At 71.5% G+C, this 13,651-nt stretch carries 15 protein-coding genes; 6 read left to right on the top strand and 9 right to left on the bottom strand.

Going from position 1 to position 13,651, the window contains the following annotated elements:
• Positions 1–108: 108 nt before the first annotated feature.
• Entirely contained in the window at positions 109–1,845 is a 1,737-nt protein-coding gene (locus ETD86_RS59610) for an NmrA family NAD(P)-binding protein (protein ID WP_170222984.1), read from the bottom strand.
• Positions 1,846–1,931: 86 nt separating this feature from the next.
• Between ETD86_RS59610 and ETD86_RS10460 the strand changes: the two genes are divergently transcribed.
• The 3 genes from ETD86_RS10460 to ETD86_RS10450 are packed head-to-tail and all read left to right on the top strand — an operon-like array spanning position 1,932 to position 3,988.
• Complete coding sequence (locus tag ETD86_RS10460) at positions 1,932–2,558, top strand: TetR/AcrR family transcriptional regulator (protein WP_246147830.1); 627 nt, start codon at positions 1,932–1,934, stop codon at positions 2,556–2,558.
• 15 nt (positions 2,559–2,573) lie between these two features.
• Positions 2,574–3,344: a hypothetical protein gene (locus tag ETD86_RS10455; RefSeq protein WP_138665916.1), complete on the top strand. Its 771-nt coding sequence runs from the start codon at positions 2,574–2,576 to the stop codon at positions 3,342–3,344.
• Positions 3,344–3,988, top strand: coding sequence for an MBL fold metallo-hydrolase (locus ETD86_RS10450; RefSeq protein WP_246147829.1), 645 nt, complete (start codon positions 3,344–3,346; stop codon positions 3,986–3,988). The genes ETD86_RS10455 and ETD86_RS10450 overlap by 1 nt, the downstream gene beginning before the upstream one ends.
• Here ETD86_RS10450 and ETD86_RS10445 read toward each other — a convergent pair.
• Positions 3,901–4,344, bottom strand: a complete 444-nt coding sequence (locus ETD86_RS10445; protein WP_138665915.1) for an NUDIX hydrolase — start codon at positions 4,342–4,344, stop codon at positions 3,901–3,903. The two genes, ETD86_RS10450 and ETD86_RS10445, sit on opposite strands and share 88 nt — an antisense overlap.
• Before the next feature lie 79 nt (positions 4,345–4,423).
• Positions 4,424–4,675: an ArsR/SmtB family transcription factor gene (locus ETD86_RS10440; RefSeq protein ID WP_342779257.1), complete on the bottom strand. Its 252-nt coding sequence runs from the start codon at positions 4,673–4,675 to the stop codon at positions 4,424–4,426.
• 102 nt (positions 4,676–4,777) lie between these two features.
• Between ETD86_RS10440 and ETD86_RS10435 the strand changes: the two genes are divergently transcribed.
• Positions 4,778–5,701: an LLM class F420-dependent oxidoreductase gene (locus ETD86_RS10435; RefSeq protein WP_281286894.1), complete on the top strand. Its 924-nt coding sequence runs from the start codon at positions 4,778–4,780 to the stop codon at positions 5,699–5,701.
• Positions 5,702–5,767: 66 nt separating this feature from the next.
• Complete coding sequence (locus tag ETD86_RS10430; protein WP_138665912.1) at positions 5,768–6,733, top strand: SDR family NAD(P)-dependent oxidoreductase; 966 nt, start codon at positions 5,768–5,770, stop codon at positions 6,731–6,733.
• A 560-nt stretch (positions 6,734–7,293) separates the two neighbouring features.
• On the opposite strand, the gene ETD86_RS10425 is transcribed toward ETD86_RS10430, so the two are convergent.
• Entirely contained in the window at positions 7,294–7,926 is a 633-nt protein-coding gene (locus ETD86_RS10425; protein ID WP_138665911.1) for a DUF47 domain-containing protein, read from the bottom strand.
• A 25-nt stretch (positions 7,927–7,951) separates the two neighbouring features.
• Complete coding sequence (locus ETD86_RS10420) at positions 7,952–8,893, bottom strand: inorganic phosphate transporter (protein ID WP_138665910.1); 942 nt, start codon at positions 8,891–8,893, stop codon at positions 7,952–7,954.
• Positions 8,894–9,166: 273 nt separating this feature from the next.
• Between ETD86_RS10420 and purU the strand changes: the two genes are divergently transcribed.
• Positions 9,167–10,021, top strand: a complete 855-nt coding sequence (purU, locus tag ETD86_RS10415) for a formyltetrahydrofolate deformylase (protein ID WP_425465620.1) — start codon at positions 9,167–9,169, stop codon at positions 10,019–10,021.
• On the opposite strand, the gene ETD86_RS10410 is transcribed toward purU, so the two are convergent.
• From ETD86_RS10410 to ETD86_RS10395, 4 genes are read right to left on the bottom strand one after another with little or no spacing between them, the layout of a single operon-like run.
• The gene (locus ETD86_RS10410; protein ID WP_211369956.1) at positions 10,018–10,437 is read right to left on the bottom strand and encodes a cupin domain-containing protein; all 420 of its coding nucleotides are present in this window, start codon (positions 10,435–10,437) and stop codon (positions 10,018–10,020) included. The two genes, purU and ETD86_RS10410, sit on opposite strands and share 4 nt — an antisense overlap.
• Positions 10,434–10,784, bottom strand: coding sequence for a VOC family protein (locus ETD86_RS10405; RefSeq protein ID WP_138665908.1), 351 nt, complete (start codon positions 10,782–10,784; stop codon positions 10,434–10,436). Before ETD86_RS10405 ends, ETD86_RS10410 begins: the two co-directional genes overlap by 4 nt.
• A 5-nt stretch (positions 10,785–10,789) precedes the next feature.
• The gene (locus ETD86_RS10400) at positions 10,790–11,581 is read right to left on the bottom strand and encodes a helix-turn-helix domain-containing protein (RefSeq protein ID WP_138665907.1); all 792 of its coding nucleotides are present in this window, start codon (positions 11,579–11,581) and stop codon (positions 10,790–10,792) included.
• A 9-nt stretch (positions 11,582–11,590) separates the two neighbouring features.
• Entirely contained in the window at positions 11,591–13,648 is a 2,058-nt protein-coding gene (locus tag ETD86_RS10395; RefSeq protein WP_138665906.1) for a prolyl oligopeptidase family serine peptidase, read from the bottom strand.
• Positions 13,649–13,651 lie beyond the last annotated feature (3 nt).

Here is a 13,651-nt window from a genome sequence, read left to right as displayed (position 1 = left end):
AGGCGGGGGTGGCCAGGCGCTGGAAGGTGACGGCGGTGGTGGCGCTGGTGGCCCTCGTGCCGGTCGTGCTCGCCATGTCGCTGGCGAGGTCCGGCCTCTGAAGACCGGTCAGAGGCGGCTCCGGAGGAACGACTCGAACGTCGTGAGGCCCGGGTGCTCCTTCCTGAGGGCCTCCAGGTCGGCCTGGTAGCCACTTTCCTGGAACCACTCGTACATGCGCTCCCCGCCGGTCGGTTGCGGCTCGAAGCGGGTGGGCACGCCGGTGACCCGCTCGTACACCTCGGCGATCTCGTCGCCGGTGGGGGCGTCTCCGGCGATCTCCAGCCGTCTCCCCACGTAGCCGGCCGGATGGTCGAACGCCTCGGCGGCGAAGTGCGCGATGTCCTCAGGGGCGATCATCTGCATGCGCCGTCCCGGAAGGAGCGGCAGTTCGATCACCCGCTCGCCGCCCGGCGCGTCGGCGTAGAAGAGCAGATTCGTCATGAAGAAGGTCGGGCGCAGGATCGTGGCGGGCACGCCGGCCGCCTCGATGTGCTGCTCGATGGCGAACTTACTGGCGAAGTGAGCGATTCCGGTGTCGCGCTCGGCGCCGCCGACCGAGCTGTAGACCAGGTGTGCCACGTGGAGCTCCTTGGCCACGCCGGCGATCGTCGTGCCCTGGCGGGCCTCTCCGGCCGGCTCGTCCTCCGTCCACGCCAACGCCTGCACGCTGAAGACGCCGTGGACGCCTGCCATGGCCGCGCGGACGGAGTCCGCGTCGTTGAGGTCCCCCTGGACCGGTGAGACGCCGGCGGGGAGGCGGGTGGAGTCCGGGTCGCGGACGAGGGCGCGTACCGACCAGCCGCGGGCGAGCAGCTCACGGGCCACCGCGCCACCTTGGTTGCCGGTCGCGCCGGTGACGAGGATGGTCCGCGCCCGTGCGGGCAGGAGCAGGGTCTTGCCGGTGACGGTGCGGGACTCGATGGCCGCGTGCGCCTCGGCGGCGGACTCCAGGGGGAGCACGGCGCCGATCGTGGGACGCAGGCGGCCGGCCACGGCCTCCTCCAATGCCGCCCTCGACAACTCGCGCAGGTCCGTCTGCGGCCAGGGGACGGCCGTCACGCGCGGATCCGGGGTGGTCATGGGGCCGCCTGCCATGCCGTACACGCTGAGCCTGCCCCCGTCCTTGAGGAGGCTCTGGGCCGCGGCGCCGATCTCGCCGCCCACGCCGTCGAAGACCACGTCCAGGCCGCCCGTCGCGGTGCGTACCACGTCGGTCCAGGCCGGGTCGGTGTAGTCGACGGTCAGCTCGGCGCCCAGGCTCGCGGCCAGCTCCCGCTTGCCCGCGCTGCTCGCCGCGCCGATCACGCGCGCGCCGGCGGCGTGGGCGAGCTGCACCAGCAGGCTGCCCACGCCGCCGCCCGCCGCCTCCACGAGCACCCACTCGCCCGGCTGCGGGGCGGCGGCCCTGGCCAGGCCCACGGCGGTACGCCCGTCGGCCAGCAGCGCCACCGCGGTCTCCAAGGACAGGCCCTCGGGCACCGGGATCAGGTCGCCGGCGCCCGCCACCGCCAGCTCCGCGTAACCCCCGTAGCCGCCCAGCGTGGTGACCACCCGGGCGCCGATCAACGCCTCGTCCATGCCCTCGCCCACCGCCAGCACGGTCCCCGCGACCCCGTTGCCGAGGATCGCGGGCAGTTCGGCCCGCCGCGGGCCGCGGTCGGCGCGTACCTGCGTCTCCACGAACGTCACGCCGGCGACCGCGACCTCCACCAGCACCTGACCCGGCCCGGCGACCGGGTCCGGCGCCTCCTCGACGATCAGTGACTCCGGTCCTCCGTACTGCCTCAAGACCACCGCACGCATGACCTGCCTCCACGTTTAATCGGAGCGATTCGCTCCGAAATCTATATCGGAGCGGATCGCTCCGCAACAGGGCTATTCTGGGCGACATGGCGACACGCGGCAGGCAGGCCGAGGCGGCACGCAACGATCTGCGGCTGCTGCAGGCGGCGCACGAGGTGTTCACCACGCAGGGCTTCGACGCGCCGGTGTCGGCCATCGCCAAGCAGGCCGGCGTCGGCATGGGCAGCCTCTACCGCCGCTACCGCACCAAGGAGGAGCTGCTCCAGCGGCTGTGCCTGATCGCCATGGAACGTGTCGTCGAGGCCGTCGAGGCCGCGCTCGCGGAGGAGGATCCGTGGGCCGGTCTGGAGCTGTACGTACGCACCTGCGTGGGTCTCCGGTCCGGCGCGCTCGCGCCGGTCGCGGGCACCATCGAGGTCACCGACGAGATGTGGCGCACGTCGCGAAAGGCCACGGAGCTGGCCACCCGGCTGATCTCCCGGGCCCGCGAGGCCGGCGTGCTCAGGGACGACGTGACCATGCTCGACGTCTCGCTGCTCATCGAGCAGTTCAGCCGCCCGGCCCCCGGGCCGCCCAGCGAGCAGCACCAGCACGTCAAGCAGCGCTTGCTGGCCATCGCGCTCGACGGCCTGCGCGCGCCGGGACGGACCGAGCTGCCCGGCGACCCGCCGAGCCTGGAGTGGTACGAAGGCCGCTGGGGAGAGAGCGCGTAGGTCTACGGTGGGTGCGTGGCGTTCAACGAGCTGCTCGACGACCTTGATCCCAGCGCCGGCGTGCAGGCGGCCGGCATCAGGCGCGGCTACGGCGGGCCGCCCGCCCGCACGGTCGGGGTCAGATCCGGCCTGGCGCGGCTGCGCTGCGCCTCGCTGCTCAAGCCCCTGTACGCGTGGGTGAGCGCGGCCCACATGCCCGACGCCGACCTGTGGCGCCGCCACGCCGAACCCGCCGTCGTCATCTCGTCCAACTCCGACACGCTCAACCTCTGGCTCGCCATCGGGCCTGGCGTCATCCTCGAGGACATCCGCAGGCGCACCGGCGTGGCGTGGTCGCCGCCCAACGGCGACCCGTCGCGGTTCGGCTCGGTCGAGGTGGCCGCCGACGAGGTCGCCACCGCCTACGCGGCGTTCGCCCAGTCCGCCGTCGCGGGTGATCCGGTGGCGGCGACCGTGCTGGAGTGGATGCGGCAGGTCGGGAGGGAGCAGGCGTTCGGCATACGGGAGGCGATCGGGGTGGCCGACGCCCGGATCAAGTCCGGGTGGTTCGGCGCGCCTGAGGAGACCTGCCTGCGTACGCATGCCGTCGCCCTCCTGCCCCTGGGCGGCACCCGGGTCACCGTGATCGTCGGGATGACCGCGCTGCCCTACACTGACGCGCGCGAGCGCGCGATCTACCGCGAGCGCGTGGCCAAGGGGCTGTCCGTGGAGCAGACGCACGAGAAGCTGGCGGGCACGTTGCTGCGCGGACTGATGACGACGACGCTGACCGAGCTGGGCGGCTGATGAGATGCACCGTGCTGGGCGGGTGCGGCGCCTGGCCCGCGGCCGGACAGGCCTGCAGCGGGTACGTGCTCGAACACCAGGGCTTCCGCGTCCTCATCGACCCCGGATACGCCGTCCTGCCGCGGCTACTCCAACGGATGCGGGCGGATGAGGTGGACGCGGTGCTCGTCACCCACGGTCACCCCGATCACTGCGCCGACCTCAACGCGCTGCTGCGCGCCCGGGCTCTGGCCGACGTACCGGCGGGGACGCTGCCGGTCCACGCCCCGCCGGGCGCGCTGGACGCCGTGCTCGCGCTGGACAACCGGCGCATGCTGGCGGGCAGCTTCTCCCTGCACGAGCTCGGTCCCGGCATGCCGATCGAGCTCGGGCCCTTCCGATTGGACGTCTTCGACCTGCCGCATCACGTGCCCAACGCACGCGGGCCGTACCGCGTCGCCGGCCGGGGTGGGGCGGCTCCTGCTCACCCACCTGTGGCCCGACACTCCTGCGGAACCCGCGCTCGCGGCGGCGGCCCGTTCCTACGACGGCCCGCTGTCCGTCGCCTTCGGCGGCCTCACCCTCGATCTCCGGTGAGCCGCTCGACGACCTTCGCCAAGGTGGGGGGCTCGACCGTTTCGGGCATCTCCTCGACCCACGCGTAGCCGAGGTACGCCTGACGTTCCTCCTCGGTGAGCTCACCGGGATCGACCTCCGGGCGGGGCGTGTCGAACCTGGCCAGGTAGAACGGCTCGGTCTTGACGTAGCGGACGCCAAGCCAGGTGGAATCCCGCTCGACCTGGACATGCCGCTCGAGGACGGCCTCGCCGGGCAACCCGGTCTCCTCGGTCAGCTCTCGCCTGGCCGCCTCCAGCGGCGTCTCGCCGGGGTCGATCCCGCCGCCCGGCGGCTCCCAAAGGTCAGCGCCGGCGACGTGGTCGTACCAGTGCATCAGCAGCACCCTGCCATCGCGGTCCAGGCAGACGACGCGCGCGGCGGGGCGATCGCTTGTGGCGTCCATGGGGCAGACATTACCGGCCTGCCGCGGCGGGCAGCCGGCCTCCTCACGCCCCCGAGCGTGGGCGACGCTCGCCGGCGGGTCACTCGGGCTCCTGTTGCTCCTCCTCCAGGACCAGCGCCAGCAGCCCGGGAAAACGCTCATCGAACTCGGGCTTCCTGAGGCGGTTGAGCCTGCGGCTGCCCTCGTCCCGCTGCTCCAGCAGACCGACATTGCGCAAGACCGCGAAGTGGTGGCTGAGCGTGGACTTGGCCACCGGCAGGTGGGTGAACGTGCCACAGGGGCGGGTCCAATCGGGCACACCAGCCAATTCCCGGACGATGCGTCGGCGCACGGGGTCGCCCAGTGCGTCGAGAGCGGCTTGGAGCGAGACCTCGAGGGGAGAGGTGTGAGTGAGGGTGCGTGTCCTGTTCGACGTCTGTCGAACACTCGTGTAGTGTTCCATCTCGATCGAACATCCTACGCGAGGGGAGCGGCCGTGGACATCGGGCGCGTCGGAGTGTGGCATCCCATGATCGCTAAGGCCCCCGCCGAGGAAGTGCGGCGGGCGGCGGGCCGGATCGAGGCGTTGGGTTACGGCGCCATCTGGGTCAACGAGGGCTGGGGCGGCAAGGAGCCCTTCACGGTGGCGGCCATCGTGCTGGCCGCCACCGAGCGCATCGCGGTCGGCACCGGCATCGCCAACCTCTGGGTCCGCGACGCCGCGACCATGGCGGCCGCGTCGGTCGCGCTGGCCGACGGCTACCCCGGCCGCTTCCTGCTGGGCATCGGCGTCAGCCACGCCCCGCTGGTCGGACAGCGCGGCCACCACTACGACAAGCCGCTGGCCACGATGCGCGCCTACCTCGACGCCATGGACGAGGCCGCGCAGATCCTCCCCAAGGCCGAGTTCCCCAGGGTCCTGGCGGCGCTGCGTCCCAAGATGCTGGAGCTGGCCCGGGACCGGGCGTCCGGCGCCCACCCCTACTTCGTGCCGCCGGAGCACACCGTCCAGGCCCGTCGCATCCTCGGCCCCGACCGCCTCCTGATCCCCGAGCAGGCGGTCGTCATCGAGTCCGACCCGGCCCGCGCCCGCGAGATCGCCCGCACCCACATGGCCTACTACCTGACCCTGCCCAACTACCTCAACAACCTGCGCACACTGGGCTTCACGGACGGCGACTTCGCCGACGGGGGCAGCGACCGCCTGGTGGACGCCATCGTGGCCTGGGGCGACACGGACGCCATCGTCAAGCGGGTCCGCGCCCACCTCGACGCAGGCGCCGACCACGTCGCCATCCAGCCTTTGTCCCCGGACGACCCGGACCTCCAGGACGCCCTCACCCAACTCACCCACCTGGCGCCGTCCCTCGGCCTGTAACGCCGCCTGCTGCGCCCGGCGCGGCCGTTTGACCTGGAGCGCGCTCCATTACGTAGCGTGGCGAGCATGACAACGCCACAACACAAGATCGGGTCGGGCTTCGGCGCCAGGAGCACCGCGGACGATGTGCTCCAAGGGATCGATCTGTCCGGGAAGCTGGCGATCGTCACCGGCGGCTACTCCGGTCTCGGGCTGGAGACCACGCGTGCGCTCGCCCGCGCCGGCGCCCACGTGGTCGTTCCCGCCCGCCGTCCCGACACCGCTCAGCAGGCGGTCGGGGGCATCGACGGCGTCGAGGTGGATGAGCTGGACCTCGCCGACCTGGAGAGCGTACGGCGGTTCGCGGAGCGTTTCCTCGCCACCGGTCGCAGTGCCGAGATCGTCATCGCCAACGCGGGCATCATGGCCTGCCCGGAGACGCGGGTCGGCCCTGGTTGGGAGGCGCAGTTCGCGACCAATCACCTCGGGCACCACGCGCTCGTCAACCGCCTGTGGCCGGCCATCGCCCGCGGTCAGGGCCGGGTCGTGACCGTCTCGTCCGGCGGTCACCGCAACTCGGGCATCCGGTGGGACGACGTGCAGTTCGAGCGTGGCTATGACAAGTGGCTGGCGTACGGGCAGGCGAAGACCGCCAACATCCTGTTCGCCGTGCAGCTCGACGCGCTCGCCCGGGACGCGGGCGTACGCGCGTTCTCGCTGCATCCCGGCGCCATCCTCACGCCGTTGCAGCGGCATCTGCCCAGGGAGGAGATGGTCGCGGCCGGGTGGATCGACGAGGCGGGCAACGCGCTGGACCCCAGCTTCAAGACACCTGAGCAGGGTGCGGCGACTCAGGTGTGGGCGGCCACCTCACCGCAGTTGGCCGGCATGGGGGGCGTCTACTGCGAGGACTGCGAGATCGCGGAGTTGATCACGGACGAGGAGCCCGGGCCGGGAGTCCGCTCTTACGCGGTGGACCCGGACGAGGCGGCACGTTTGTGGCAGCTCTCGGCCGAACTGACCGGCGTCAACGCCTTCGCCCCCACCCGCTGATCCCCGAGCATCCGCCCGCGACCGGTTGGGGAGTCGACAGCCCGGGTCGCGTTCGCCGGTGGACCGCCTCCTGGCGGGAAAGCGGACGGTCTCACTATCGGCATGCTGCGCGACGCGCTGGCTGGGACTGCTGGGATGCGGGCATCCTGGCACGCCAGTGGGCCGTGCGCTGCCGAGGGGTGCGGGCACCCTGGCACGCCACTGGGGCGGTGCGCCGCCGACGTGTGGGATCTCGGGCCCGGTCCAGGGTCGGGGGCGCCGGGGTGCGGGGATCTCGGGCCCGCTCCAGGGCCGCTGGCCTGCTGTGTCGGGCCGCTCATGGTGGGGTTGCTGAGTGAGGGCATCGCCCAGAGGGCAGGCGCGGTCGGCGGCGGGGCAAGATGGCTGGCGGGCGCGCTGACGCTTGCCGTGCCAGGCAAATTGCTCGGGTTGCCAGGTGCTGGGCCGGATCAGACCGCCGGCTGGGCGATCCGCATTGCCCGACCCCGCCGCGGCCCGCGGGAGGGTCTGGATCCGCGGTGCCCGGACCCGGCCGCGGCGGCTCACGGGATGGCCGGGGATCAGCGTTTCATCGCACCATCGGCGATGGCGTCGGCCGCCTCGCCGATGGCCACGCCGACGATCTCCAGGCGGCGTACCAGCTCTCGCTCCTTCATGGCGTCCGCCGTCAGCTCCCCCGAGAAGATCCGCGAGATCTCGTACTGGTACATCCGCCGGATGGCCCCGCCCGCCTTCTTCGCCTCCAGCGCGTCGGCCGTCACTCCGGAAGGCCGGGAGGCGAGGTCGCGAACCGCGTTCTCGAGCGCGTCGATGCCGACGATGACCTGGTCGAGCAGGGGAGTGAAGCGGATCTGGTCAGGGACCCGGTAGAGGTGGGACTCGCGGACGAAGTCCCGCAGCGAGTCGAGCACGTCATCGATCGAGCGGGACAGCCGGAACAGGTCCTCCGGATCGATGGGGGTGACCAGGGCGGTCTTGAGCTCCTCGATGAGGCGGGCCCGCTCCTCGTCGCCGAGGTGCTCGATCGAGCGCATCTGCTCGTGCGCCCCCGTACGGCCCACCTCGCCGCCGATCATGGCCATCGCCAGCCACGCGCCTTCCTTGGTGGCCTGAAGCTGCCCGAGCAGGGCCTCGGTGACCACTCTGTCCATGCGGCCGGCCATGAGGTCCCTGATCCGCTGCAGCCGCTTCATCGCCCGCCTGCCTTCCCGTACGCGTTCACCACTGCGTCACCCCCTTCACCACGAAGGCCGCCACCCCGCCCAGCAGCGCGCTCGTGGGCAGGGTCAGCATCCAGGCCGTAACGATCTTGACGGCGGCGTACCAGCGGACCCGGCCGCCGCCCTGGGCGATGCCCGCGCCGACGAGCCCCCCGGCGACCGCCTGGGTCATGCTCACCGGCATGCCGACGGCCGCGCAGCCGATCACCGCCACGCCCGCGGCCAGCTCCGCGGCGACGCCGTGCGTCGGCCGGAAGACGATGATCTCGCGGCTCAGCGTGCGCCCGGCCTTGGGCAGCCCGTACATGGTGCCGAGGGCGAACAGGGCGGCCACCAGCGACGTGTACGCGAGCGGCGCGTCCGAGAACCCCAGTGCGATCATGAACACGGCCAGCATCTTCTGGCCGTCGTTGGCCGCGTACGCGACGGTCTGGAGCAGGAACCCCGCCCGATGCCAGTGCGCCATCCCCTGCGCCGTGGTCACCGCCACCAGCACCCGGATGAGCGCCCACGCCAGCAGCCCGCCGACGGCAGGCGCCGCCAGGCCGAACGCCAGGACCAGAGCCACCGAACCCGGCGAGACCGGCAGCCCCCACCCGAGCCCAGCACCGGTGAGGCCGCCCACGATGGCCAGGGTGAGGCTCGTCGGGCGGCCCTTCGCGCTGAGCACGGCCACCACGGCCAGAGCCGAGATCACCGCGATCGTCGTCGCGATCTTGCCGCCGGGGTCGTGGAAGCTCGCCAGCCTGGTCACGAAAGTCCGCGCCACCTGATGCGTGACCAGCGGCACGACCGCCACCATCACGACCAGGGCGAGGATGCCGGCGCCCGGGCGCACCGTGGGCAGCTTGAGCCCGGTTGCGAGGAGGGCACCCCCGTCGTTGACCCCGGACACGACCGCGAACAAGCCCGCGACCACGATCAGAACGGCGGCGTCCAAAAGGCATGCACTCCATCCTTGCTCGCTTGGTTGTGGCGAGACGCGCCAGATTCCCCGGCGAATGTCCGTAATGCCCGATAGCTACCCAAGATCCGGGCGATCAGTGCGACGCCGGAGACGCCGCGTCGGGCCGGGTACGCTCAATCGTGTCCGGAAGCTCGGGCCACCGGCACTTAACCGGGGGAGATAGCGGTGCACGCGCCCGGAGACCGGTACTCTGCCCAGATCAGCCGCAAGGCACCCGACGATCTCATGTCCGCGAGAGTGAACGAAGTGACCAGCCCAGCCGAATACATCCTGACGCTGTCCTGCCCCGACCGGCCCGGTGTGGTGGCCGCCGTCTCCGGCCTGCTGGCGGGGAAGGGATGCAACATCATCGAGAGCCAGCAGTTCGGTGACAGGGTCGCGCAGCGTTTCTTCATGCGCGTGCAGTTCGCCGGGCCGCTGGGGGAGGACGATCTCAACGCCGCCTTCGCGGCGCTGGCGCCCGACTTCGCCATGGAGTTCACGGTGCGCGACGTGGCCAGGAAGCCACGGGTGCTGATCATGGTCAGCAAGTTCGACCACTGCCTCAACGACCTGTTGTACCGGGTCAAGGCCAAGACTTTGGACATCGACATCGTGGCCGTCGTGTCCAACCATCCCGATCTGCGGCCGCTCACGCAGTCGTACGGCATCGACTACCACCACCTGCCGATCGCCTCGGAGACCAAGCCCAGGCAGGAGGCCGAGGTGCTGGCGCTGGTGGAGCACTACCAGGTGGACCTGGTGGTGCTGGCCCGCTACATGCAGGTGCTCTCACAGGACCTGTGCGGGAAGCTGGCCGGGCGGGCGATCAACATCCATCACTCGTTCCTGCCGTCGTTCAAGGGCGCCAAGCCCTACCACCAGGCGTACGACCGCGGGGTCAAGCTGATCGGCGCCACCGCCCACTACGTGACCTCCGACCTGGACGAGGGGCCGATCATCGAGCAGGAGGTGGCCAGGGTCAACCACAGCCACTCGCCGGAGGACCTGGCGGCGATCGGGCGGGACGTGGAGTGCGTGACGCTGGCCAGGGCGGTCAAGTGGCACGCCGAGCAGCGGGTGCTGCTGGACGGCCACAAGACCATCGTCTTCCCGCGCTAGCCCCTCTCCGCCCACAAGTCCGGCAGGTACTCGCATCCGTGCCGTTCGAACAGCTCCCGCAGCCGTTCCCCCGAGCGGTCCGGCATCGAGTGGACCTCCTCGATCAGCCGCACCGTCCCCGGCGACATCACCACCAGGTATCGGGCCGGCGAGCGCGACGGGTTCCAGAACGTGTGGGGCATCCCCGCGGGCCCCACCACCGCCGCGCCCGCTTCGGCCTCCACCTCGTCGTCGCCCAGCCGGAACCTCAGTGTGCCCTCCAGCACGTACCAGATCTCGTCATCGCGTAGATGCCGGTGCGGCGGGGCGATGTATCCGGGGGTCGAGCCGGGGTCGCTCCACTCCGCGACCAGGAACGACCCCTCCATCCGCCCGGCCGTCCGCCCGAGCAACGCCTCCGCTTTGAGCAGGCTCATGGCCGGTACGTTCCGAACCACCAGGTGTTGCCCTGCGGGTCCGTGCAGCCGTACTCGCGCGACCCGTACGGCTGGTCGACCAGTTCCATGGTGATCGCGGCCCCCGCCGCCTCGGCACGGTCATGATGGGCGTCGACGTCGCCGACCGCGACGTAGATGCCGGGCCCGCCGGGCCGCCCCTCGCCGATCATGATCATGTCGTTGCCGACCAGCAGCTCGGCGTGGTGGACCTTGCCTTCGTCGCTCTTGGACGCCTCGTGCACCTGGAACCCGAACGCGCTGGTCAGGAAGTCGATCGCGGCCTGGCAGTCCTCGTAGCGGGCTTGTGCGTAAACGGTTCGCTCCATGACGCTCAGGATGCCCGGCCTTCGTCCTCCGGTCTTGGATGAATCTGACCGGGCGTCGTGTCCCCGAGCACCCGGAACTCCCGGTTCATGTGCGCCTGGTCGTAAAAGCCGCACTCCGCCGCCACCTGAGCGATGGGTGTGCCGGAGCGCAGCAGCCGCGCGGCCCGCTCGAACCTGATGACCCGGGCGGCCGTCTTCGGCGGCAACCCGATCTGGTCCTGGAAACGTGCCACGAGGTGCCGGTGGCTCCAGCCGAGCGACTCCGCCAGCGAGGGAGGGCTCAGCCGCCCGCCCGACGCCAGCAGCCGCGCCCACGCCCACGGCACCTCGGGCCCCAGCGCGGGGCCTGCGTGGATGCGGGCCGCGAGCAGCCGGTCGGCCAGCGCCAGCCGCTCCGGCCACGACCGTGTCTCGGCCAGCCGGCCCACCACCATGTCCGCCCACGGACCGAGCAGGTCTCCGACCGGGACCGTGAGGTTCGTCAGGTGCCGCATCGGCAGCCCGTACAGGCGCCTGGCACCGAACGGCGTGAGCACCACCTCCACGCCCTCGCACGGCCCGCTGACACGGGTGACGGTGAACCGGTCGCCCAGCCCGCCGGCGAACGCCGTGTGCCGCTCCCCGCCCACCTCCATCGGCGTGCCGAACGCGAGGATCAGCACCGCCCCGGGCAGCGCGGCCTCCGATCGCGTGACCGGGGAGCCGTAGTGCTCGCGGTAGGCGCACAGCCGCGTCACGTAGGGCCGCAACGCAGCGCTGGGGGCGGCCTCCACCATGGCCAGCCCCAGCGTGCTCATGCGTCCAGATTAGAGTCCGGTGTGCGTGGCGAGGAAGGTCAGCGTGTCGGCCGACAGGTCCACCGTGCGGCTCACCGCGCGTGCCCCGTGCCCCACCTCTGCCTCGTTGCGCAGCAGCACGGGCCGGTCACCCGTCGAGGCGTGCTGCAGCGCCGCGCACATCTTCCACGCGTGCAGCGGGTGCACGCGCGTGTCGGACTGGAAGACGGTGAAGAGGGTCGCCGGGTACGGCACTGCCTCCTGGACGTGGTGATAGGGCGAGTAGCCCAGCAACCAGCCGAACTGCTCGGGGTCCTCGGCGGTGCCGTACTCGACGTTCCAGGTGGCGCCGAGGCCGAACTGCTCGTACCTGATCATGTCGAGCAGCGGCGCGGAGCAGACCACGGCCGCGTAGAGCTCGGGCCGCTGCGTCAGCGCGGCGCCCACGAGCAGCCCGCCGTTGGAGCCGCCGGAGATCCCGAGCTGCGCGGACGTCGTCACCCCGGTCTCGATGAGGTGTTCGGCGGCCGCGTGGAAGTCGTCGAACACGTTCTGCTTGTGGGCGAGCATGCCCGCGCGGTGCCAGTCCTCGCCCTCCTCGCCGCCGCCGCGCAGGTTGGCGATGGCGTAGACGCCGCCGGCCTCCACCCAGGCCAGGACCGACGCCGAGTAACCGGGGGTCATCGACAGGCCGAAGCCGCCGTAGCCGTACAGGATCGTGGGCCGCGGGCCCGAGCTCTCCTCGATCGGTGAGATGATCAGCATGCGGACGTCCGTGCCGTCCTTCGACTGGTAGACGACCTGACGGGTCCGCACCTCCGGCACCTCGACGGCCCCCGGCGAGGCCGCCCACAGCGTGGTCTCGCCCGTCCTGGCGTCGTAACGCTGGATGGTGGGCGGAGTGGTGTTGTCGGTGTAGCCGAACCAGGCCTCGTGGCCGCCCTCGGGGCGCTCGGCGATGCCGCCGATCGTGCCGAGCCCGGGCGTGGGCACCTCGCCGATCCGCTCGCCGGTCGCCAGGTCGTGGACGGTGATCTCGCTGATCGCGTGACGCGTCCAGCCCACCAGCATGATGGGGCGTTCGAGGTCGTCGAGGATCGCGAAGTCGCTCAGCACCGCCTCGGGGTCCTCGGGGATCAGCTCGCGCCACGTGTCGTAGCCGGGCGTGGCCGGGTCGGTGACGCACACCCTGGCCCTGGGCGATTCGCGGTCGGTGTGCACGTAGAGCCTGCCGTCGCGGCCGAAAGCCAGCCCCGTCTGCGCGTCCACGCCCTCCTGGACCACCGTCAGCTCCGGCCGGTCGATCGGGGAGGTGGTCAGGTCGGCCACCCAGAGGTCGTTGCGCGGCGCCGTGCCCTCGTGCGCGGACACCTGCAGCCAGTGGCCGTCCCGCGAGACCGACACGCCGTAGTAGTTGGTCATCTTCAGGCCATGGCCGAAGATCATCACGTCGTCTTCGGTGGAGGTGCCGACGCGGTGCAGGTAGACGCGGCGGTGGAACTGCGTCTCGTTCTCCGGCACCTCGGTGCTCGGCAGCCGGCGCACGTAGTAGAACGCCTCGCCGCCGGGCAGCCAGGCGATGGGGGAGTAGCGGCAGCGGTCGATCGGGCCCTCGATCCGCGCGCCTGTCGCCACGTCCATGACGTACAGGGCCGACTCCTCGTCGCCGCCGACCGAGATCTGGTACGCCAGCAGGCGCCCCTCCTTGTCGGGCTGCACGGCGTCGAGCGTGGTCAGCCCGGACGGGTCGATCCCCATGGGGTCGACCAGCGCCCGCTCGGTCCCGTCCGGCTCGACGACGTAGTAGACGGCGTGCTCCTGGTCGGGCGTGCGGCGGCTGAAGAAGTGCCGCCCACCGCGCCAGGCCGGGGTGCCGACCGAGCCGGACCTGAGGAGCTCGGCGATGCGGCTCTTGAACCGCTGCGGCCCCCTCTTCCGGGCGAACAGCTCGGCCTGCGCGAGCAGCCACCCCTTCGTCTCCGGACCGTCGGGATCCTCGAGCCACCTATATGGGTCTGGAACGGGTGTTCCGTGCAGGATGTCGACGATGTCTTCGCGGCGTGCTGTCGGGTACGGCTCTCGCGTCATGCA

Origin of the sequence: Nonomuraea turkmeniaca (assembly GCF_005889735.1) — a bacterium.
Lineage (GTDB): Bacteria > Actinomycetota > Actinomycetes > Streptosporangiales > Streptosporangiaceae > Nonomuraea > Nonomuraea turkmeniaca.
The sequence above is the reverse complement of the archived record's forward strand: the minus strand, read 5'-3'. Positions and strand labels throughout refer to the sequence as shown.